Below are 21,613 nucleotides of genomic sequence, written 5' to 3' on the forward strand. Positions count from 1 at the left end.
CTATCATCCTTTAATCAGAAAAGCCACTTTTCAATCAAACTTCGCCCTGATTTCTTTTAAATTGGAATGTCGGTAAAAACTAATCCACCAACCTTAATTTCTTTAACCTCGCCCGAATCCCACCCTCTTTACGATTATGCCGTTTCGCAATTTCCTTAATCGACAACTTTTCATCCATAAAAGCATCAATCAAACGGACTTCCTCATCCTCAGTCCATTTCTGCCCAATCATCGAATCATCCACTGTTTCTGTATTTGATGCTGAAATCTGCTCTTCAGCTTTTTCGATGCTTACCTCAACCGAACTTTCAACAACCTCAACCTGACCAGCCGTTTGCTCATATATCTCTTTAATATCGGCAAGAAAGCCTTTATTTTCACAACCCAAAATAAACAGTTTATTCTGCGCACGTGTCATGCCCACATAAGCCAGTTTCCGCTCAGAATCTTGATCACGGTTTTCACCGATACGGGGCATATAATCCAGTCCCACAAAAAATACATGCGGAAACTCCAGTCCTTTAGAAGATTCAACATTCATGATCTTGATTGAGTTTTTGTTCAGATCCAGCCCTTTCTTTTCAGCACTGCTGAAAACCAGTTCAACTTCAGTATCAGACATATAAGTACTGAGTCTGGACTTCAGTTCCGTCACAAAAATATCGTATTCAGCAGACTTTGCCTGTAACACGGCAATATCTTTCGGTGCTGTATCGGATTTAAGTAACTGACGAATTTTTCGGGCAATCAGATCAGCCAGGTGGCGCACATCATTTTCATGATAAATACTTGGATATTCCCCTGTTTTACACTCGCCTGTATCAGGATCTAAAACACGGTCATATTCATCACTGTTCTGCAAACTATCCATAGTTTTAGGATTTAAAAATGCTTTAGCAATATCCAGAATCTCTTTGGTATTGCGGTAACATTTATACAGTTCGACGGGCTTTTTCCCCTGCACCTGTAAACCTACAGAACGCCAGCTCGGTTTTTTACGGTTAAAAATATTCTGTGCAGGATCGTAGCAGAACAGAATATTATTAGTTTCAGCCTTCACCAACTGAGATAAACCAATAATCCATTCCTGAGCAAAATCCTGCCCTTCATCAATCAGAATAGCATCGTACTTTTCAGTTTCAGCCAGACCGCTCTGTTCCAGATGATCCAGCAAGATCTGCCCAACACGGCTGTTATAGTCTGTCTGCTTTTCATTTTTAAGCATGGACAGGTTTGCAGATGTGATCTGCTTGACCAAACCATGAAAGTTTCTGACTTCCAGTTTTTCATTAAAGTCATCGCCAAACATGTGCCGTAAATGATTACACAGTGAATTGTTATAACAGACCACTAAAATTTTATATTCGGGATAAATCGTTTTTAAATATTTAGCACGGCAAGCCAACACCAGCGTTTTGCCACTGCCAGCCACACCTTTTAAAATACGGTGTCCATCACCAATATTTTTCGCAATCGACTCCTGAGATAAATCAAGCGCTTTAACCTCCTGAGGCTCGACAACAAACAGTTCATCCTGCTTAAATTCATTGACTCTAATTTCGGGAAAAATCATATAACGTAGAAATTTTTCTTCTGCATAGGTCAGTGCTTCAAAAGGAAATGCGACCTCTTTAAATGCTGCAATCAATTTATTTTTAAATGTTTTATTTTCAGCAACCAGACGTAAGTCATCTTTATAAATGGTTTTATGTGCCGTTGTAATTGAAGGCAGGCTTAAGCCTATTTCATGGGCATCCTGTTCTTTCAGTTCGGTATAAATGACACAACTGCTGATCGGAAATTTGACATTGCCCTGATAAGCTCCATTCTGCTGTAAAAATACCGCTGTCTTTTTAAATTGATTCAGAATATTCAGCATGCACTTACGCACCTGTTGCTCGGGGTTTTGTACAGGAACTGGCTTTGCATTATTTTTATTATAAAAACGCCCTGTAAAAATTTCGGGATTTAAGGTTTCAAAGCGTTCTTTAGACCAGTCTTTGACTTCAATCACTAGCAAACCATGCTCAGGCAACCATACAATAAAATCGGTATAGCGGTTTAAAGCTTTAGGCTCATGCCAAATGATAGCATCATCATGCTGAAAAATAGTTTCAAGCAATTGATAAACCTTACGTTCCCCACTCGTTGCAGACTTTAGTTGTTGTATACTGGGAGGAATCAGTTCAGCCACGTGAATCTTTGCTCTTGATTAAAAATTGATTTTTAAATTATATGCATTTATGCGATACATTTCAAAATTTAAACAAATAATTCATGAATTTATATAGACCAAATAATATAAATTAAAATTTGATAGCATAAAATTCATAACTTTTAGTGCAATATCATAGAGAAAGGATTAATCAATACGTTACTACATCCTTTTTAATACCTATTCATAAATTATGATGTATCAACAAAAATGACTTAAATTGATTATAAGAAATTGTATAATTATTCTACATATAAACATACATTTTCCCCCAATATTCGTAATGGAATATTGGGGGTGGTATATCACACATCACTTTCTGAAATTAGACAACAAAGTATTGGTAATCGCATTATTATGCTTCACGACTTTGGTCTTTTTCGCCTTTGCTGAATTATCTTCTACGCGCTCAATTTTCATGGCACGAGGTTTACCATCATTATCTACAACAACAAATTTCACACGTTCATTCCGTTTCGGCTCACCATCAGCAAGGGGAAAATCAGAGATATGAAAGAAAATATCTTCCTCTGCTCCACCGATAAAACCAAAACCTCTATCAGCATGATACTGCTTAATTTTGCCTTGTTGAAATTCAGTTTTCATTTATATGCTCATCACATTTTACAATTGTCTCATTATACCCATCTTCAAAAATGATCAGAGAAAATAAATACAAATACTCGTTGAAATCAGGCGAATTTTACAACTACATACGATTTTTAAAGCCGATCCACAAATAACACACCATTTAAATGATCCACCTCATGTTGCACAATCCGTGCAGGAAAACCTGAAAATGCAGTTTCGACCGCCTCACCCGACAAAGTCTGATAACGCACCCGAATATATTCCGCACGTGCGACTTCACCACGTTCATTTGGCACACTCAAACAACCCTCTTCACCCCAAAGTGTAGTATCTGAAAAAGATAAAATCTCAGGATTAACCATGACAACCGCATCCATCTCAGGTGCATCAGGATAACGAGGATTTGAGCGTGATGCCACGATGATCACTCTTTTGGAAATATACACTTGCGGGGCTGCAATGCCCACGCCATTTCTCTCTAACATGGTGGCATGCAGTGCAGCAGTCAATTGTTGCAACCATTCACTGCCAAATTCAGTTTCAGCCACAGGTGCAGCAGTGATCGCTAAAACCGCTTCTCCACGTTGAGCCACAGGTAAAATCACAGCCATACATTTTCTCTTGTAATCAAAATTATCTATTCAATACTGTTCAAAATGATGAATAAAATAAATCATTTTAAGTATAGCTTCAGTTAGACACGCCATACTGATTTTTTCAGTAAAGTATAGCGAAAAAATGAATGTCAGCATTTTATTATTGGGTGTTTTATTTAGCTCAATTGGCTTAGGCTATTTTATTTATGGAAAAAAGCAACAACGCATCATAGTTTTGCTATCTGGCATTGCATTGATGATGTATCCCTATTTTATTGACAATATCATGTTATTGATCAGTGTAGGACTTGTATTAATGACTGTGCCCAAATGGGTCAAAATTTAGAAATAAGTGCTGTGCTAAAAAGCCTATCATTGTGGCAAGACATCTTCTTGATGCTCCATTTCAGTATAATATCGTACCTGATTTCGCCCTTTATGCTTTGCCAAATATAAAGCTTGATCTGCTTGGCGTAGTACCAATTCTTTGCTTTTATTTATATCCGATCTTGCCACACCAAAACTGGCGGTCACATGTAGTTTATGATGTAAGTCTAATAGGATTGGTTCTCGCTCAATCAGTTTTCGGCATTGCTCCGCAATCGCAATCACATGCTCCTCGGTTTTATTTTGCAAAATCAACAAGAACTCTTCGCCACCAAAACGCCCCGCCATATCATCTTCGGCTAAATGTAAATCTAACAATTTCGCCACTTTGGTCAGCACCAAATCACCAACATCATGCCCATAAGTATCATTGATCATTTTAAAATGATCTAAATCAAGTAAAACCAAAGTATAAGATGTTTGTTCAAGCTGCATGGTACTTAAACGTTGTGCAAGGCTACGGCGGTTAAAAATATTGGTCAGTGGATCAAGCAAACTCATCGTTTGAATGTGTGCCTCACGATTACGCCACTGGGTCAGTAAAATCTCGAACAGTACAATCGAAAATATGAGAATTGGAAATGACAAAATGAGCATACTGCATACCCAAAATGGATTTTCCGATAATATCGTACTGTTGAGTTCCTGACTAAATAATGGCGCATAAGGTATGCGTTCTAAACTACTGAGAACTATACAACTCAGCATGAATATAGTAACGGGAACAGCTGTGCTATAAATGATTTTACGGTCGAATAAGACTACACCTACTGAAATCAGACTGACATAACTGCCGATGGTTGCAGGACTAATAATTCCGACATTAAATCCGCCATAAATCAAAGTCGAACCAAAATAAAAAATACAAATATAGGGAAAATAATGTTTGATCCATGTATTATTTTTAAATTTCCAGCTAATAAATGCTAAGCATAAATATAAAAAGAAAATGATAATTGAAATGATAAGATGTGAAGAAAATAAATCTACATTCATCCAATATTTTAACGTAGGGAAATTAAAAACAAAGAGATACCATAAAATCCATAGAAGATAGTTTAAAGCACCTAAAATCAGTACTAAGCAACATTTTGTGAGTATATTCCAATTTAGAATAATATCCCCACCTATAAACTCACTGAATTTTCCCCACACTTTCATTTCAGTCTGCCATTTTGACTTATTTACTGATACTCTTTGATCAACCCCTAATAAAATGCAAAAAATCACATTATTAGAAATAAAAATCTAATATATCAAAATATATTGATAATATTTTTCATCATTTTAAATGCATATCAATATTCTATAATTTCAAATATTTCACACTAAAAATACATACTTTTCAAATGAAATCATAAATTCAATTATTAAACTAAGCAATCATATTGTGATTGAATATACGATATAAATCTTACCCTGTGATCATAATCAATCTACTTTTTACCTATTTTCCCCATATAGACTTTCAACTGTGAAGTATATTCAATAATTAAATAAACATCCCGATATTCAATACAAATATCAAATTCATCTGCACCATCGTCCAAGCCTGTGACAGTCCATGTTGTTCCATTTGGAAATTCATTCAACCACGTTGCTTTATAAAAATCTGATACCGAATCAAAATTTAGATATTGCTCAGGTTTGGCGATGATTTTCTCAGCCAATTGTTGAAACTTTTGCTTTTGCATCGCAATCAAATCAATCAACATTTTACGACCATCTTAGACATTCAAAGCTTGTTTATGTCGAACCTGTGTCCATTGCCACCAACCAAAGGCTGCCAATGCCACCAATGCCGCATACAAAGCTGCCGTAAGAAATAAATCTTTATAAAGAAACATACCGACATAAATAATATCGACAAAAACCCACAGCACCCAAGTCGCAATATGTTTACGACTTGTCCAATAAGTTGCCAACAAGCTAAATGCTGCCAATTGTGAATCCAACCATGGTAAAGCTGCATCTGTGAACGTATGCAATGACCAACCAAAGACAAAACCACCCACGGCTGCCAAGATCATTTGCCCAACCACAAGCTGTATTGTAATAGGTTCTATACAAATCTCATGGTCTTGTTGTTTACCTTTGAGCCAATGATAAAAACCATAAAAATGCATACTCACAAAGAAAAATTGTAAAATGGTTTCGCCATACAATTTATATTCGTAGAATAAATAAGCATATAAAAAACAGGCAACGATATTAAATAACCAACACCACATATTTCGCTTAATGGTCAATGCCACCCCGATGACACTGATGATCACGGAAAATATTTCTAATGGCGACATGTGCGGGCTACCCTGATGAGGAAGTGCTTATTATGAAAAAATACCCTGTGAATGCAAGATAAATTCACAGATTGGTTTATATTTTTTGCACAGTCGAAAGCCAACTCTTTTCAGCACTCCCCTGCCTTTGCGACTTCATGTTGCAACACATCTCACCATTCTATTTTCAACAAAATATGCTATCACTGTAGACGAAGCAGTCACTTCTTTGCATTTGACAGTTTTCTAACGATCGTTTAAAAACTTAAATAACAGCTGATTTTCAACTCAATCAAAATTAAAGAGAGAACAACAATGTCTACACAAGGAAAAGTTAGTCGTGAAATCCGTGGTCATATTTTTTTAATCGGATTGGATCGTGCTGAAAAGCGCAATGCTTTCGACAGTCACATGATCGAAGATTTATCGTTGGCACTGACCGAATACGAAAGCAATCCTGAACTGCGCTGTGCTGTGGTTTTTGCGCATGGTGATCATTTTACCGCAGGCTTGGATTTGGTTGAGTTACAGCCCAAACTTGCCGATGGTGTATTTAACTTCAACGATGATATTGTCAATCCTTGGGGAACTGTTGGTCGCCAACGTACAAAACCATTGGTCACTGCGGTTCAAGGCTACTGTTATACCGCAGGCATTGAATTGATGTTGAACTCGGACATCGTGGTTGCCCATGAAAATACCCAATTTACCCAAATTGAAGTGCAACGTGGCATTTTACCGTTCGGTGGAGCAACAGTACGCTTTGTGCAAGCAGCAGGTTGGGCAAAAGCCATGAAATATGTGCTGACAGGTGATTTGTTCTATGCACAAACGGCGTATGAAATGAATTTGGTCACAGAAGTGGTTGAAGGCAATAATCAATTGATTCGTGCCATTGAATTGGCTGAACGCATTGCACAAGCTGCGCCACTTGCTGTGCAGGCTGCACTGAAATCTGCACATCAAGCATTTCTGCAAAGTCCTGAAGCCGCCTTTGCCAATTTGCAAGATTTACTGACCCCATTACTTGCCTCTGAAGATGCACAAGAAGGTGTCATGGCAATGTTGCAACGTCGTGCACCGCAATTTAAAGGGAAATAAGCTTTATTTTTCATAATTTTTCATAAATTAATCAACTTTATAGCAATGCCAATAACATTGCGATGATCACGTTTGGTGAGATCTAATCGCTTGACGTGATCGCACTGATGAATAGTGAAATTATGATCAAAAATAAGTTTTTTACTCAGTTCAGCTCAAAGTGCGACAACTCAGAGAAATACAAAGTAGAGAAATGATGATGCAAAATCTACAACGACATACAAATACAGTAAATTTCACCACAGAACAGATGACATTTCAGGCTTTAGATGGCTATGTTTTAGGCGGAATGCTGTACTCACCTACAACAACGATCCAAGCCAAAATTATTGTATCGAGTGCAACAGGTGTGCCACAGCCGTTTTATCGTCGTTTTTCTGAATATGCGACACAGCAAGGCTTTCAGGTTTTAACATTTGATTATCGAGGTGTAGGTGCATCCTCACCAAAAAGCTTAAAAGGTTTTAAAATGTCCTATCTCGATTGGGGCAAACTCGACCTTGCAGGTGCAATCGACTATTTCTCAGATGAAGAATTACCTTTATTTGTTGTCGGACATTCTTATGGTGGACAAGCACTTGGCTTAACCCCAAATCATCATAAAGTCACCGCCATGTATTGCTTTGGTACAGGTGCAGGTTGGCATGGTTATATGCCATTCAAAGAAAAACTGAAAGTTCAAGTGATTTGGAATATTGTTTTTCCCCCCATGGTTGCCGTTACAGGTTATTTACCATGGAGCAAGTTCAATATGGGTGCAGATCTTCCCAAAGGCGTGTATGAGCAATGGCGTAAATGGTGCAAGAATCCGACTTATTTCTTCGATGACCCTGAACAAGCTGAACTCAAACCACTGTATGCACAAGTCCAAACGCCAATTTATGCAGTTGCAGCACTTGATGATGATTGGGCTTTGCCAAGTTCACGTTATGCATTTATGCAACATTATCAGCAAGCTGAAATGCATTACATCAACATCTCAGCAGATCAGTTTGGCTTAAAACAGATTGGGCATATGGGCTATTTCCGTAAGGGTTCAGAAGCAATTTGGGATAAAATATTAGAGACTTTTATAGTGAATTATATCGCTTAATACATTTCACCTCACCAATGGATCACCATGCGCCCACAGAAACTGACCACTGAACACATGCTCAATACTTGCGCCCTGCAATTTAAAACCCATGGCTATGCAGGTACGAGCATGGAAATGTTGGCACAAGCCTGTGGACTGACGAAGGCAGCATTTTATTACCATTTTCCCAATAAACACGCCTTGCTCATGCATGTTCTTGAACACACCCACCTCTACCTCAATCAACATCTGTTTGCCGTAGTGACAGCGAGCGATCAACAGCCCACAGCTATTTTTCAACACATACACCAACATGCAGTACAATTTTTCAGCTATGAAGTGACAGGCTGTTTGATCGGCATTATTTCAGTCGAATCACATGATATTTCAAATGAAGTGGTCGAAAAAATTCGAGCTATTTTTCAGGATTGGCAAGCCGCTTTTGCTCAGTTATTTCAGTATCAACATGACTCGGAGCAAGCACAAAATTTGGCGAAAATCAGCATTGCAGACTATGAAGGGGCAATTTTGATGACCCGTTTATATGATGATGCTTTTTATTTGGAACAGGTTGAACAACGAATTTTAAAGCTACTGAAATCCATTTAAAATGGTGAGGCAAACTGAATAGATTATAGGTGGTGTTCTAAAAAGTATGCTACTCAAACCATGACAGGATTAGACTTCGATCTTAACTTCATCCTGATGCTCGACTCCGAAACGATCAACATGGGTATAAAAAATCCCATATTTTCCAACATAATACTCTAAAGATTGTTGATGATAATTCCAGTAAATACACCATTCACCTAAATCAAATTCACCGATTTGACTGTTAGTTTTTGCAGGCATTTTATTTAAAAATTGCTGCTGAATCTGCTCTGCTTGATCAATGTATTGTGATTGTAAACGCTGCTCAAAAAACATTTTTGCAATATCATCAAACAATAATTGTTCTTCATCACTATATGCTATGGGCTCTATTTTACTTTCAACGATTTTAGGCTGTATAGGATCTTTAAAAGGTTTAAATGTGGAGGGTTTAAGCTTGGAAATCTGCTGTTTAGCAATCATTCGATACAGCAAAAAGATCACAACGCTAGCGATGATCAAAAGCAACAGCAATTTCATTTTTAAGCGCCTCTAAATTTATTTTTATCGTCTTTCAATATAAAGCACATGCACACCTATTTATCATTCTATTTGAATGCATCCTGCTGAAAGTTTTTTACATTGCCTGATTGGTAAATAAGCCCTTTATTTTTTTCTTTTTTAACTACAAGAGCTTGTCCAACATTTTTATGTTGAGCCTGACCTTTTTGGTCATCACCTAGATATATTTTCTTTTGTAAAATAATATTTTGACCTCGAGCTGTCACAGTGACACTGCCCTCATCCGATGCCATATAAGGAATCTTAGCGGAATATACATGCTGCTCATCTACAAACCAAACCAAAACCAGATCACCACCTCGTTCATACATATTGTCAAAGACCACTGTCGAAGCATCAACCTGCGCTACTGATCCCCCAACATAACCAATTGCATCTGCTGCTTGATCATTCAAAAACAGCTGTTTTCCTGAACTAAGTTTTAGCCCATAACTCGAATAATATTTTGAATGATCAGTTTTTTCTGTACGGCAAGAATAGGTTGTTAATGTGACTTTTCCAACATTTAAGCGATATGTTTTAGGCTCAAATACATCTGGATCATCCTGTGTACACTCAGAACTAAGTTGAACACTTGATGGTAACGCAGCAAATACATGATTTGAATTTGCCTGTACAGAGTTGCACATCAACAATATACAACTGAGGATATATTTTTGCATTCTCAAATTATGCTCACTTTTTCAGCTATTGAATTTAATCATAATCTCATTTAATCAATTATAAAATATCTTCATCTCTCCCCTTTGCGGATATCAATATCAAATCTCATGTAGAGTATTCCTTGTACATTTCTGTAAATGTCGATCAAGTCATTATTTTTACAAATAAAACAGAAAGATCATTTATTAGAGATCTTTCCATTCTATGTTAATCATCCATTATGGCTGGGCTTGTGGATGCTCTTTAAGTTGATCTTGTAACTGCTGTTCAAAATCAGCTTTGCCTTTTGCTACATAATGCTGCAAGCCATCTCGATCAATAAAAGCATAGGTATCACCTGCTTGTAACTTTGCTAATTTTGCTTTCATCTCAAAACGATCTGCTTTATTTGCAAGGAAAATATCAGCCTGAATTGCATCTAAACTTTTAAAGGTTTGCTGTATATCTGCCACGATATTGGGATAATTTTTGTTATTTAACAAATAGTAACCACCTGTAAATAAACTATCCGCATAGATCAGTCTATAATTTTTAAAATGATGGCGAATGTCGGTTGTCCAAGATGTTGCACCTGGTAAATGCCCTGGAGTTGCATGTGCAGTAAATGTCTGACGACCCAATTTAATTTGCTCACCATCTTTGATAATGACATCGACTTTCACAGGAGGAAAAGGTAATTGATCACCTAAAGCAAAATCTGTGGCAGCACCATTTTCCAACATTTCGGCATTCGCAGCACTGGCAACTAATTTTGCGCCACTCCATTGCTTTAACTGCGCAAACCCACCTGCTTGGTCTAAACGAGCATGACTATTCAATAAGTATTTAATCTCAGTCATCTTAAAGCCAAAACGTTCAATATTGGCTTTAATTTGTGGTGCAGATTGGGCTATTCCGCTGTCGATGAGCACTAAGCCCGCCCCTGTATCAATCAATACTGAAGACAGATTATCAGTGCCAACATAATAAACATGCTTAAATATTTTAAATGGTGCAATAGGTGCATTCCATTTCTCAAATAATGTTAAAGGCGGTGCTTGTGTTAAAGCTTGCTGAGGATCAAGCGCTGCTTGCGCCAAAGTTCCTACACCCAATATCAAACCACATACAGCAAATTTAAAGAATTGCATCACAGCCATCCATGACAAAAAAGAGCTGTATATTTTCTCAATTTACGATATTTTTCAATAAAAAATAGTCGATTAAATCAGCAAAAAATCTAGAATTTGTAAATAAAAATAATTTATGCCTTGTTATCTTTTTATTTTAAAATCAATTGAGCAAGTTTTTGGCTACTCCGCATTGCCAATTGGTCAACATAGCGGCTATAGAACTCAGCAATCCATAAAGTCACTGCGATATACAGCAATGATGCACACATTACGGCGCTTAAATAACCCCATTGCCAATTTAAAAAGAGATTGAACAGTGGAATACAGACCAAATACATCAGAACCAAATGGAGTAAATATACAGAAAATGATATTTTACCAAGCCATACCAATACAGGCAGCTCTAAGGCTTTCGATAATTTAGGGCTCATTAAAATGCTATAAACAATCAATATTCCTGCAAAAAAATTACCATATTCATAGGTTCTTTCGCCAATTTGAGCATAGATCCATGCGTAAGATGCGCTACTGTTGTGCGCACCAGCCAAATACAGTCCTAAAATCAATACAATACTGGCAATAAGGATCGGAATTTGACGACCATAGAAATAAAAATACATACCAATGATAAAACTGGAAATTCCCATACAAAAGCCTTCACCCCGCCACCAATACGCAAAAGCTGCAATGAGTACGGAAGCAATGAGAAACAGTAACGTATGTAATTGCTTAAGGTAAATTAAAATAAACAAAGCAAATGAGCCAAATAGCTCAATTGTCATCGTCCACAACACCCAGTTGATACTACTTTCTGCAAATAGAAATGAACCTATAGCTCCTTCATAAATAGCTGTTTTAAATAAAAAATTTTGTGTAACATAAGTCTGTAACCAACCACCAACATGACTACTATCAATTTTAATCGTATTAAACACGACCCAAATAATCACACAGGAAATCAACGCAGGGATCATTAAACGTGGATAGCGCTTGATCCACATATTTTTAAGTTTGGATGAAATCAATTCTGGTGATTTACATAGTGCATAACTCAACACATAACCACTTAATACAAAAAAGATAAATACAGCAGCTGTACCTGAATACCAAAAAGCAAAAGGTGAATGGTGGATGGCATAAATGAGTTGATTATTGGCAATATCATTAGCATCAAAACGATGTAAATATGGAATAAAACTCAAACTTAAATGTGAAAAAACCACAGCCAAACATGCCAAACCACGAATGCTTTCAGCCGAATTTATTTTTTGCACGTGATCATACCCATCATTACCTTTTCATCCATTGCGCAGCATCCTCACCGCCTCATAAAAAATCCCACCGAATGTGGGATTCATTTTTTGATGAGCTTATTGAATAGAAATAATTTTCCCATTTTCATCATGTACAACGGTACTCACTTTTTGTTGCCGACCTGACTCAATTTCTTGTGCATTTAGTGCAAAATGATCAGCATAATCTGTCAATAATTTTTGTTGTGCTTGCTGCGGTGTTTTTGCAGGAATAAAGCGATTCCAAAGTAATAAACTCAATGCACAAACCATCAAGGCGATCAAACCATGTTGTAATATTAATGTAAAAGCAGACATGATATTGTTCACAATATGTGGCTTTTGGATGCCAATTACACCCAACAGTAACAATAATGGACGCCACAACAGCAGCCACACCGCCCAAAGCATTGCTGTTGAAGTATTAGACAAATAGCGTTTATGCCAAGGCAACTGTTGACGTAAGTCAATAATCAGATTTGATTTCATTTTACCCATACTCGACCAAGACCATTAAGAACGCATGCCCCGATCAGGGCTCACCCAACGTGCACGCTTACCACTACCTCTCAGTAAAACTTTTGGAAATGCGACAATACTTGCTGTTAGTGTAATTAACCAAAAAACAAAGGGATACCAAATCATCCAGTAATAATTCTTTAAAAGATTTGGCTCATATCTACTATCCATCCATTTGCTTAAAGCAAACTGAAGTAAACAGCTCAAACCTAAAAGAATTCCACTACCATAAGGTAAAAATGGCGAGCTTGCGGTTTGGCTCAACCCCGTAATTGGGAAAATAAAATGCAATAACCAAATCACAGCTACAGCAAGCATGAGATATGACCACACCAAGGTCAATACCAGTTCCAATATCAGCGGCCAAAGATAATTTAATTTTGGCTTAAAAACAACATCAATATTTTTAATCAATACTTGCGCACCCCCCATCGCCCAACGCAAGCGTTGCTTCCATAATCCTGTTAGGGTTTCAGGCATCAAAATCCACACCAAAGCATTCGGCTCAAAGTGAATATTCCAACCTGCGCGTTGTAATTTCCATGTAATATCAATATCTTCAGTCAAAGCATTGGGTGACCAATAGCCTACATCATGCACTGCGCTTTTACGAAATGCCGTAATCACACCTGAAACAGTAAATAAACGTCCAAAACTACGCTGTGCCCGTTTAATTAATCCAACAATCGAAGAAAACTCCCCAACTTGAATACGACCCAGCAATGTCGAACGGGTACGAATCCGTGGATTTCCTGTCACCGCAGCAACTGAATTGTCTGCAAGGAAATGACGAATCATCACATCGCCGCATGTGGATCAAGCAATGCATCACCATCAATTCCAATCAAATATTCTGCATCAGTCAGTAAACTCCCCGCTTGCAATGCCATTGCCTTGCCTTGATTTTTCGCCAAATGCACAACACGTAACTTTTCATACTTGACTGCCAATGCATCTAAAACTTGCGCAGTATTGTCTGAGCTTCCATCATTAATGGCAATCACTTCAAAGTGTGGATAATTTAACTGAAGCGCATGACTTAAAGTTTCTTCCGCATTGTCCCCCTCATTAAAACAAGGCACAAGCACGGCCACTTTAGGGTATGTAGGCAAGGGATTAGGATGATCATAAGCAGGTTCTTTCTTTTCTTTTTGATAAAAAATCACCGCACCAATCATCCATAGATATGACATGAATAAAGGATAAAAAAACACAAAATCCAATGCCATATGCCAAAAATGCTGTAAAAAATTCATATAAATACTATCAAGGAACCAGACGATTGGTTTTTAAGCCAAAGACATCTCGCATGATTTTTGGGTCTGGATGATTTTTGAAAGGATCATCAGGATAATAGGCGATGTGCATTGCGCCCTGCTGATACAATGATTTTATCGTATCCGCCATCTCTTGTGTTGGCACAGGCTGATTATTTCTCCAATTGGTTGCTTGTAACTCAAATACTGTTTTCTTTAAGCCATTTGGATATGATTTCACTCGATTGACAATATCTTTAAAAAATTGATCTTTATCATCCACCTGTTCCATATAAGGCATTGCCATAATTGCAGTAAAATCATAACGGTCAAGCGATTGCTCTAAAGACTGTGCATACCAGTTTTCAGAATAAGGATTTAAAGCCACTTGTGCATAGAGATTACGTGCAGTCACCAAATACGGATGGTAATAACGAATTTCATCCGCCATCTGCATGGCAAAGTCATCAATGGTTTTGGTTTTAAATGCTGTCCATTTTTGCAATTGGGTTTCATCATTACGCACAGTTTCTAGATCAGTCGAAATCCCTGCTGCCTTATAGGCTGCAAGTGCATAGTCACTGGTATCCTCATAATCTGACAATGTAGTATCGTCATGGAACAAAATACCATTAAATTCAGATGACTTCGCTAAGTCCTGATAAAGTCCACGAATCACCTCCCTTGCTTCTGGAGAATACGGTGACAAACGGTGATAACCCATATTTAAATGGTCTGATTTTTTCGCTTGCTGTGTCACCACCAAATGCTTCGATACTGGATTTTTTTCAGGTAATTGCCACGCTAAAAGCGGCATCCATGCATACAAACGGTTGACTTGGGTACGAGACTGAATTTGCCATGCCACCCGATTAAACAAGTCTGCACGCATTGGCAAATAACGGTTGGGGAAATACACCATATCTGCCGACCCATCTGCATCAGGATCAGAAAAAGCTTGTAAGTAGACTGTATTGACTTTCATGGCTTGAATACGATCTAGCAACAATCCAATATTTTTTTCTTCTTGTGCGGGATCAGCATCATACAAATAATCCAAATCGACATGCATGATTTTTTGGGGACGATTATTGTCATTTAGGCCCATTTCACGGGTTTGAATATCTGCCAATAAATCTGCACGTGTGGTATCACTCTCCACCAAAATTCGGTTCAAATGGCTGAGTGACTGTTTCACATCATTACTACCATCATCCAAAGTGATGGTGATCGGCATACCTAACTGCTTGGCAATTTCTACGGTTTTCATATTGTATTGCCCGTATGGCCACACCATTACACGAGGACTGCGAATACCGTGTTGTTGCAACAAGTCATTATTTTTCTTTAAATCTGTATAAATACGCTCAGCATAGGCTTGGTCAGATTCATAGCTTTTATTTTCAGCAGAATATAAGCGTGTGGTCGCAGCAGGCTCAGAATTCCCTTGTGGATTTCCCAAAATCCCACGATGTAAATCATAACTATGATTGCCAATTTCAACATAGCCACTGTCTTGCATTTCTTTTAATTCAGCCCATGTCAAAATATCGCTACGTGGAATTTTTTGATCCCCAAAACTGACTTGCTTGTCTTGGGTTTCAAGCCATGAACCGACTACTGATAACACCACAGGAATTCGTTTTTCTTTAACAATCGGATAAGCATATTTATAAAAACTTTGATAACCATCATCTACAGTCAGTAACAATGGCTTTTTCGGTAATTTATATTTGCCCTGATTGGCTTTAATCAGTTGGTCTACGCTAATAAAGTGGAAACCATCTTTCTTTAAGGATTTGATCTGCTCTGCAAACTGTTTAGATTTGATCGCATATTGTGGAATCAATGCCCGCTCATGATCGGTAATTTCATGATAACCAATGATCGTCAGTAAATTTCGATCAGGTTTCAATGTTTCAGCATGAGACATCATACTCATAGAAGCCGCCAACAGCGTTAAACAGGCAACAATAGGTTTAGACAAACGATTCAACATAAATTTTCAGCTCATTGATTTTATGAATGTTTACTAAATGAATCACTTTTAATGCTTGAAAACTTGATCTATCTAAATTTCCCACTTTGTATTCAAAGTAGTAAAATTTGCGATATTCGAGTGAGAGTCGATCAAACAAAAAATGGAACAATCTGTTGTAAAGCACATTTTCCAAGCAAACATTCTTAATGGGATATTTTATAAGGTATTATTCTGAAATGAATATTAAAATGAAAGTTTTGTTTTGTTGGTAAATCATCTCATTCATTTCATCCTAAAAATTTATGATTTCATCACTCATTTTCTTTTTAATTCTGATCGTTACTACATATTCTTTATGCCCAAACCATCTTACATCTCATAACAAAACTGTCTATTTTTATTATTTTCTAATGCTAAAAAAACTCCAAGCGATGCTTAGAGTTTTTGTAATTTCAAAAATAAACCACATGCTTAGTCACGGGTTTTTACATCATATAATTCAATCTCAAAAATAAGATTTGAATTAGCAGGGATAATATTCCCCATTTTGCGCTCGCCATAAGCCAAATGTGATGGCACGATCAATTTACGTTTTCCACCCACTTTCATGCCCATAATGCCTTGATCCCAACCTTTGATCACACGACCTGTACCAATCACGGTTTCAAAGTAGTTGCCACGATCAAGAGAAGAATCAAACTTTGTTCCATCTTCTAACCAACCTATATAATGTGTGGTAATTAAAGCGCCTTTTACCGCTTCTTTACCTTCACCAACCACTAAATCAATAATTTCTAATTCGGCTGTCATTACTTTGCTCCACATTTCACTGTTGTATTCAATCTTTATATTCGTATTATTTTACGAATATTACTGCAACTGCGTCCACTCAATCACGGCTTGCGCATGATCACCAATCAATGTCCATTCACCATCCATCACATTGAGTTGTAACTGCATTGTCCGTTCGCATAGTTGTTGAATCGCTTCAGTTGTCGCTTCCGATAACTGCCAAACTTGCACATTGGACAAAGTTTTTAATTTTGAACTGCGCTTATACCATTCTGCAACCGCTGAACCATATGCCACCACAGCGACATTTTTACAACGGGCAGCAGCTTTTTTGACCTTATCTTCATCAGGCAAACCGACTTCAATCCATTGTACCAACTGCCCTGTCAGGTCTTTTTCCCACAGTGCAGGCTCATCGGTCTCAAACAAATCTTTGGTAAACTCCAAACGTTCTTCGGCAAAACGTGCATAAGCCAACACACGCACCATCAAACGCTCAATGGTTTCTGAGGGATGCAAAGCCATCGTGAGCTGATAATCACCATATTGATGTACATCCATATTGGCAATATTCAAATCTGCCTTATAAATCGTTGCTTTTAACGCCATGAAAAATCCAAAAAATAAGTTCTCAAATATGGCGCACAGTCTATAAGATTTTGAAAATGATTACTGATTTTTTTCATCCTGCTCAATGCGGCAACGCAAAATCGCTGTTTCCAAGCTTTCCCAATCCCGATCATGTTGGGTAATCACTTCGACTCGATTATCAATATTTTCTGCGCCTGATTTATAATTGAGTTGCTCAGGATTAAAATTAAAAGTCATCCAACCTTGATTGGTATTAAAAATCCCTTTTATTCGTAGCCAGTCTTTTTGCTCACATAACACATCAAGTAAATCGTAAAAATCAAACTTCCATCGTTTGGAAAATTTCCACCCTGCAACGGTATAACCATTGGAGGATTCTACATAGTGATAAGGCAATTGTTTAATTTCAGGTAAGCTTTCTTCGGCTGAAAATTGTTTTTGTATCTGAATGAGTGGCAAAATTTTACGATGAATCCCTTGATGCGCTCTATCTATTTGCTCAATTTGAATATTGCCCTGTTCCGCCATGAGCCAAGTGTGCACATGAGTCAGATGTTCCTCTTTTAAATCATTGAATACATCTCGATCAAGATCAGACATCGTATCTGCATGTGAAACCACCACGATTTGTGCCGCTTTAAGTTGATCTTGATACAAATCCTGTGAAATCCATGCGGCATCATGTAAACGTGAGCCATCAAGCACCGTCAGCAAAGCCCGCATATCCACTTGCGACTGCCAATGCGGTTCGGTCAGTTGTTCAATCAGCTGTGCAGGATGCCCTAAACCTGTAGGTTCAATGAATAAGCGATCAGGTTTTTTCTCCTGAATCAAACGTGACAATGCGATTTGCATCGGCAATTGGCTCGCACAACACAAACAACCACCGAGTAATTCTTTAACCTCGTAGCCTTGTGCATCGGGTAATAATTGCTGATCAATGCCAATTTCACCAAACTCATTCATCAAAATTGCCCATGTTTCATGTTCAGGCTTTTGCGCCAACAAGGCTTGTAATAAGGTGGTTTTTCCTGCACCTAAAAAACCAGAAATGATGTGGGTTTTGACTGCGGCAGTCGCAATAATTTTCACAGAAGCACACTCAATCATGAATAAAATTTTATTTTCAGTCTTAGTGTAGAGTTTATTGCATAGAGATTCATTGCAACATCTAAAAAAATTAGCTTTTTGATGCTAAGTGAATATTTTTTATCATGAAATAAGTATTTTTAAATTATACCAATTTTGCTAAGTGACTTATTTTTATATCTTTTAAATCAATATAAAAAGCTTATTTCCTGCAAATGTTTTTTCAAAAAAAAATATTGGATGTGACAGAAATTACGGATGTTATGTTAAAGCTCAGTAAATAGTTTGATTAATTTATGAGCTAATTTTCATATTTCCACACATTTAAAATTTCGAAAATGCAGATTTTTTCACATGAACCACACAAAAGTTGGGTATTTATATCTGTTTCGTAACCCAGACTGTTTCGCTTTGTTGATAAGGTTGCCTAAATTTCATTCAGCGCTTAGCATGATCCTCGTTCCCAATGATTGTTGTCACCTACTCAATCAACTAGATAACATAAAAATCTTGGGATTTATTTTTAAATGAATAAGGATGCCGAAAATGAAATTAGTTAAAACTCTACTTGCAACAACTTTTGCTCTTACTGCTGCAACCGCTTCTTTTGCTGCAACTGAACAAGCGGCTGATGAAGCTGAAAAAGTAGTTGTATCAACCCAAGAAGCTGCAACAACTGAAGATGCTTCTGCTGCTGCTCAACCAACATCTGAACAGCCAGCAACTGAAAGTGCTGCTGAAGGTTCAACCCCTGTTGCACCACAAGCAAATCAATAAGATTTAATGCTCTCTCTCAAGATAACAATGTAAGTTCAAATCATTTAAGTTAAGCTCGCTTAGCTTAAAAAAGACCAGATCAAGCTGCGATCTGGTCTTTTTATATTTGAATATTGCCAATATTTTAATTTACTGATTTTTATACATCCTCATATTTTAAAAAGATATACTTCAATATTCATCATAGATATTTATAATCATTAGATTCAATACACCTATGCTCTATTTTAAATTTTATTATTTATTTTCAAATATTTAAAATAAAAAAATCACTCCACATTGCACTTTATTAGGCTAGCTTTCCACTATGGCATAGCTAGGCTAAGACCACCATTTCAGTCATTAATAGCCACATATTGTGATTTGAATGGAACAATCGCTATGCGTTCAAAGATTGACTACAGCACTGAAGTGGCTATTTTAGGTGCAGGTCCTGTGGGTTTAACCCTTGCCAACTACTTAAGCAAACAAGGTGTCAAAGTCACTGTGGTTGAGCAGTTAGACAGCTTGATTGATTACCCACGTGCCATTGGAATTGATGATGAATCTTTGCGTACCATTCAATCACTGGGTTTGGTCGATCAAGTCTTACCACATACCACGCCCAACCATGCCATGCGATTCCTGACTCCGAAAGGTCGTTGCTTTGCAGATATTCAGCCTTTAACCCGTGAGTTTGGTTTCTCACGCCGTAATGCCTTTATTCAGCCGCAAGTGGATAATGTGTTATTACAAGGTTTAAAACAGTATGAAAATGCACAGGTTTTATTTTCACGTCATTTAGATGAGTTCACTCAGGACGCCAACGGCGTAACGCTGAACATCCAAACTAAAGACGGCAATCAAGAAGTCATTCATGCACAGTACTTAATTGCCTGTGATGGCGGGAACTCCATTGTTCGTCGTACTTTAAATATCGGTTTTGATGGTAAAACTGCACCAAACCAATGGATTGTGATTGATGTTGAAAATGACCCATTGGCAACACCACACATTTACTTGTGCTGTGATCCTGTGCGCCCGTATGTCTCTGCTGCCCTACCGCATGGCATCCGTCGTTTTGAATTTATGGTGATGCCAGGTGAAACACAGGAAGAACTCAGCAAGCCTGAAAATATTGCCAAACTTCTATCTAAAGTTTTGCCAACCACTGATGGCATCGAAGTGATTCGTCAACGTGTCTATACCCACAATGCCCGTATCGCAGATAAATTCCGTGTAGATCGTATTTTACTTGCAGGTGATGCAGCGCACATCATGCCTGTATGGCAAGGTCAGGGTTATAACAGTGGTATGCGTGATGCTTTTAACTTGGCATGGAAAATGGCACTTGTCGTTCAAGGCAAAGCGAGTCCTGAGCTATTGGACAGTTATCAAGTTGAACGTAAAGACCATGCTAAAGCCATGATTGATCTTTCTGTGATGGCTGGTCATGTCCTTGCGCCACCGAAAAAATGGCAAGGTTTTGTCCGTGATGGGATTGCTTATGCACTGAACTACATCAAGCCAATCAAACAGTATTTACTGGAAATGCGTTTTAAACCGATGCCGAAATATAATGATGGTGCATTAGTTAAAGACAACAATAAAGAATCACCTGTCGGTAAAATGTTTATCCAACCACAGGTTCAGCTTGAAAATGGGCAAACTGTTTTACTGGATGAAGTGATTGGGAATGACTTTGCGGTGATCGCTTGGGGTGTCGATCCGAAATGGGGCATCAATGATACCAATATGAAAGTATGGCAATCTTTGGGTGTGAAGTTTATCCAAGTTTTACCTGCGGTGCAGTTAGGCAATGAAAAACGTAAAATCCATGATGGTGTAATCACGATTGGTGATATTGGGACAGAAATTCGCTCTTGGTTCGGTAAAACAGATCAAGCCATGGTCATTTTACGCCCTGACCGTTTCGTAGCAGCATTGGCGATTCCACAAACCATGAATACAGTTAGTCAGCAATTGTTTAGTAAGCTACATGCAAAATAGGCTGTAAATACTGCTCAAATTTTTTAAAATCACCATGTTTAAAATGTGGTGATTTTTAAATTGCAATAATTTATGTATTTATATCTGATTTTTATTTTTCACATCAATTTTATACCCATATTTTTCATTCAAACA

At 37.6% G+C, this 21,613-nt stretch carries 21 protein-coding genes and 1 pseudogene; 6 read left to right on the forward strand and 16 right to left on the reverse strand.

All coding sequences use genetic code 11. The features are described from left to right. Positions 1-79: 79 nt before the first annotated feature. The 3 genes from AVJ19_RS02990 to def all read right to left on the reverse strand — a co-directional run bounded on the left by AVJ19_RS02990 (position 80) and on the right by def (position 3,417). Positions 80-2,194 (reverse strand): 3'-5' exonuclease, encoded by a 2,115-nt coding sequence (locus AVJ19_RS02990; protein ID WP_111858330.1) that lies wholly within the window; start codon positions 2,192-2,194, stop codon positions 80-82. Positions 2,195-2,527: 333 nt separating this feature from the next. Beyond that, a complete protein-coding gene (locus AVJ19_RS02995; RefSeq protein WP_111858331.1) occupies positions 2,528-2,821 on the reverse strand; it encodes a cold-shock protein in 294 nt (97 codons plus the stop codon). Positions 2,822-2,937: 116 nt separating this feature from the next. After that, positions 2,938-3,417 (reverse strand): peptide deformylase, encoded by a 480-nt coding sequence (gene def, locus AVJ19_RS03000; protein ID WP_111858332.1) that lies wholly within the window; start codon positions 3,415-3,417, stop codon positions 2,938-2,940. A gap of 127 nt (positions 3,418-3,544) precedes the next feature. On the opposite strand from def, the gene AVJ19_RS03005 reads away from it, so the two are divergent. Continuing rightward, on the forward strand, positions 3,545-3,748 hold the full coding sequence (locus AVJ19_RS03005; protein ID WP_111858333.1) for an amino acid transport protein: 204 nt from the start codon (positions 3,545-3,547) through the stop codon (positions 3,746-3,748). A 26-nt stretch (positions 3,749-3,774) separates the two neighbouring features. Here AVJ19_RS03005 and AVJ19_RS03010 read toward each other — a convergent pair whose 3' ends face one another. The 3 genes from AVJ19_RS03010 to pnuC form a co-directional block, all read right to left on the reverse strand. Next, on the reverse strand, positions 3,775-4,950 hold the full coding sequence (locus AVJ19_RS03010) for a GGDEF domain-containing protein (RefSeq protein ID WP_111858334.1): 1,176 nt from the start codon (positions 4,948-4,950) through the stop codon (positions 3,775-3,777). 275 nt (positions 4,951-5,225) lie between these two features. Beyond that, complete coding sequence (locus tag AVJ19_RS03015; protein WP_111858335.1) at positions 5,226-5,504, reverse strand: hypothetical protein; 279 nt, start codon at positions 5,502-5,504, stop codon at positions 5,226-5,228. Between the two features lie 12 nt (positions 5,505-5,516). After that, complete coding sequence (gene pnuC / locus AVJ19_RS03020; protein ID WP_111858336.1) at positions 5,517-6,089, reverse strand: nicotinamide riboside transporter PnuC; 573 nt, start codon at positions 6,087-6,089, stop codon at positions 5,517-5,519. A gap of 294 nt (positions 6,090-6,383) precedes the next feature. On the opposite strand from pnuC, the gene AVJ19_RS03025 reads away from it, so the two are divergent. From AVJ19_RS03025 to AVJ19_RS03035, 3 genes are all read left to right on the forward strand, one after another. Then, entirely contained in the window at positions 6,384-7,169 is a 786-nt protein-coding gene (locus AVJ19_RS03025) for a crotonase/enoyl-CoA hydratase family protein (protein WP_111858337.1), read from the forward strand. Between the two features lie 199 nt (positions 7,170-7,368). Next, on the forward strand, positions 7,369-8,262 hold the full coding sequence (locus tag AVJ19_RS03030) for an alpha/beta fold hydrolase (protein ID WP_111858338.1): 894 nt from the start codon (positions 7,369-7,371) through the stop codon (positions 8,260-8,262). Positions 8,263-8,289: 27 nt separating this feature from the next. Next, positions 8,290-8,853 (forward strand): TetR/AcrR family transcriptional regulator, encoded by a 564-nt coding sequence (locus AVJ19_RS03035; RefSeq protein ID WP_111858339.1) that lies wholly within the window; start codon positions 8,290-8,292, stop codon positions 8,851-8,853. Between the two features lie 69 nt (positions 8,854-8,922). On the opposite strand, the gene AVJ19_RS03040 is transcribed toward AVJ19_RS03035, so the two are convergent. The 10 genes and pseudogenes from AVJ19_RS03040 to AVJ19_RS03085 all read right to left on the reverse strand — a co-directional run bounded on the left by AVJ19_RS03040 (position 8,923) and on the right by AVJ19_RS03085 (position 18,715). Continuing rightward, positions 8,923-9,375, reverse strand: a complete 453-nt coding sequence (locus tag AVJ19_RS03040; RefSeq protein WP_111858340.1) for a hypothetical protein — start codon at positions 9,373-9,375, stop codon at positions 8,923-8,925. 68 nt (positions 9,376-9,443) lie between these two features. After that, the gene (locus tag AVJ19_RS03045) at positions 9,444-10,079 is read right to left on the reverse strand and encodes a hypothetical protein (RefSeq protein WP_111858341.1); all 636 of its coding nucleotides are present in this window, start codon (positions 10,077-10,079) and stop codon (positions 9,444-9,446) included. 219 nt (positions 10,080-10,298) lie between these two features. Then, complete coding sequence (locus AVJ19_RS03050) at positions 10,299-11,210, reverse strand: HARLDQ motif MBL-fold protein (protein WP_111858368.1); 912 nt, start codon at positions 11,208-11,210, stop codon at positions 10,299-10,301. Positions 11,211-11,341: 131 nt separating this feature from the next. Continuing rightward, positions 11,342-12,466, reverse strand: a complete 1,125-nt coding sequence (locus AVJ19_RS03055) for an acyltransferase family protein (RefSeq protein ID WP_111858342.1) — start codon at positions 12,464-12,466, stop codon at positions 11,342-11,344. Positions 12,467-12,562: 96 nt separating this feature from the next. Next, a complete protein-coding gene (gene pgaD, locus AVJ19_RS03060) occupies positions 12,563-12,973 on the reverse strand; it encodes a poly-beta-1,6-N-acetyl-D-glucosamine biosynthesis protein PgaD (protein ID WP_111858369.1) in 411 nt (136 codons plus the stop codon). A gap of 24 nt (positions 12,974-12,997) precedes the next feature. Beyond that, positions 12,998-14,259 (reverse strand): annotated as a pseudogene (gene pgaC, locus AVJ19_RS03065) (poly-beta-1,6-N-acetyl-D-glucosamine synthase). A 10-nt stretch (positions 14,260-14,269) separates the two neighbouring features. Next, entirely contained in the window at positions 14,270-16,258 is a 1,989-nt protein-coding gene (gene pgaB / locus AVJ19_RS03070; protein WP_111858343.1) for a poly-beta-1,6-N-acetyl-D-glucosamine N-deacetylase PgaB, read from the reverse strand. 453 nt (positions 16,259-16,711) lie between these two features. Continuing rightward, positions 16,712-17,050 carry an FKBP-type peptidyl-prolyl cis-trans isomerase gene (locus AVJ19_RS03075; protein WP_111858344.1) on the reverse strand — a complete coding sequence of 113 codons (339 nt, stop codon included), beginning with the start codon at positions 17,048-17,050 and terminating at the stop codon, positions 16,712-16,714. A 60-nt stretch (positions 17,051-17,110) separates the two neighbouring features. Then, on the reverse strand, positions 17,111-17,641 hold the full coding sequence (locus AVJ19_RS03080) for a YaeQ family protein (RefSeq protein WP_111858345.1): 531 nt from the start codon (positions 17,639-17,641) through the stop codon (positions 17,111-17,113). Positions 17,642-17,701: 60 nt separating this feature from the next. Next, complete coding sequence (locus AVJ19_RS03085; protein WP_111858370.1) at positions 17,702-18,715, reverse strand: CobW family GTP-binding protein; 1,014 nt, start codon at positions 18,713-18,715, stop codon at positions 17,702-17,704. A 543-nt stretch (positions 18,716-19,258) separates the two neighbouring features. Between AVJ19_RS03085 and AVJ19_RS03090 the strand changes: the two genes are divergently transcribed. After that, positions 19,259-19,489: a hypothetical protein gene (locus tag AVJ19_RS03090; RefSeq protein ID WP_111858346.1), complete on the forward strand. Its 231-nt coding sequence runs from the start codon at positions 19,259-19,261 to the stop codon at positions 19,487-19,489. A 381-nt stretch (positions 19,490-19,870) separates the two neighbouring features. Continuing rightward, entirely contained in the window at positions 19,871-21,478 is a 1,608-nt protein-coding gene (locus AVJ19_RS03095) for a bifunctional 3-(3-hydroxy-phenyl)propionate/3-hydroxycinnamic acid hydroxylase (RefSeq protein WP_111858347.1), read from the forward strand. Positions 21,479-21,613 lie beyond the last annotated feature (135 nt).

Source organism: Acinetobacter sp. CFCC 10889, assembly GCF_003268395.1.
Taxonomy (GTDB): domain Bacteria; phylum Pseudomonadota; class Gammaproteobacteria; order Pseudomonadales; family Moraxellaceae; genus Acinetobacter.

What these genes read in the sequence shown, in the direction of transcription:
- AVJ19_RS03040 (WP_111858340.1), bottom strand. Translation starts at nt 9,375, where the DNA reads ATGAAATTGCTGTTGCTTTTGATCATCGCTAGCGTTGTGATCTTTTTG.
- AVJ19_RS03030 (WP_111858338.1), top strand. Translation starts at nt 7,369, where the DNA reads ATGCAAAATCTACAACGACATACAAATACAGTAAATTTCACCACAGAA.
- AVJ19_RS03090 (WP_111858346.1), top strand. Translation starts at nt 19,259, where the DNA reads ATGAAATTAGTTAAAACTCTACTTGCAACAACTTTTGCTCTTACTGCT.
- AVJ19_RS03005 (WP_111858333.1), top strand. Translation starts at nt 3,545, where the DNA reads ATGAATGTCAGCATTTTATTATTGGGTGTTTTATTTAGCTCAATTGGC.
- AVJ19_RS02995 (WP_111858331.1), bottom strand. Translation starts at nt 2,821, where the DNA reads ATGAAAACTGAATTTCAACAAGGCAAAATTAAGCAGTATCATGCTGAT.
- AVJ19_RS03095 (WP_111858347.1), top strand. Translation starts at nt 19,871, where the DNA reads ATGCGTTCAAAGATTGACTACAGCACTGAAGTGGCTATTTTAGGTGCA.
- AVJ19_RS03035 (WP_111858339.1), top strand. Translation starts at nt 8,290, where the DNA reads ATGCGCCCACAGAAACTGACCACTGAACACATGCTCAATACTTGCGCC.
- AVJ19_RS03015 (WP_111858335.1), bottom strand. Translation starts at nt 5,504, where the DNA reads ATGTTGATTGATTTGATTGCGATGCAAAAGCAAAAGTTTCAACAATTG.
- AVJ19_RS03080 (WP_111858345.1), bottom strand. Translation starts at nt 17,641, where the DNA reads ATGGCGTTAAAAGCAACGATTTATAAGGCAGATTTGAATATTGCCAAT.
- AVJ19_RS03045 (WP_111858341.1), bottom strand. Translation starts at nt 10,079, where the DNA reads ATGCAAAAATATATCCTCAGTTGTATATTGTTGATGTGCAACTCTGTA.
- AVJ19_RS03050 (WP_111858368.1), bottom strand. Translation starts at nt 11,210, where the DNA reads ATGCAATTCTTTAAATTTGCTGTATGTGGTTTGATATTGGGTGTAGGA.
- pgaD (WP_111858369.1), bottom strand. Translation starts at nt 12,973, where the DNA reads ATGAAATCAAATCTGATTATTGACTTACGTCAACAGTTGCCTTGGCAT.
- def (WP_111858332.1), bottom strand. Translation starts at nt 3,417, where the DNA reads ATGGCTGTGATTTTACCTGTGGCTCAACGTGGAGAAGCGGTTTTAGCG.
- AVJ19_RS03010 (WP_111858334.1), bottom strand. Translation starts at nt 4,950, where the DNA reads ATGAAAGTGTGGGGAAAATTCAGTGAGTTTATAGGTGGGGATATTATT.
- pgaB (WP_111858343.1), bottom strand. Translation starts at nt 16,258, where the DNA reads ATGTTGAATCGTTTGTCTAAACCTATTGTTGCCTGTTTAACGCTGTTG.
- AVJ19_RS03075 (WP_111858344.1), bottom strand. Translation starts at nt 17,050, where the DNA reads ATGACAGCCGAATTAGAAATTATTGATTTAGTGGTTGGTGAAGGTAAA.
- pnuC (WP_111858336.1), bottom strand. Translation starts at nt 6,089, where the DNA reads ATGTCGCCATTAGAAATATTTTCCGTGATCATCAGTGTCATCGGGGTG.
- AVJ19_RS03025 (WP_111858337.1), top strand. Translation starts at nt 6,384, where the DNA reads ATGTCTACACAAGGAAAAGTTAGTCGTGAAATCCGTGGTCATATTTTT.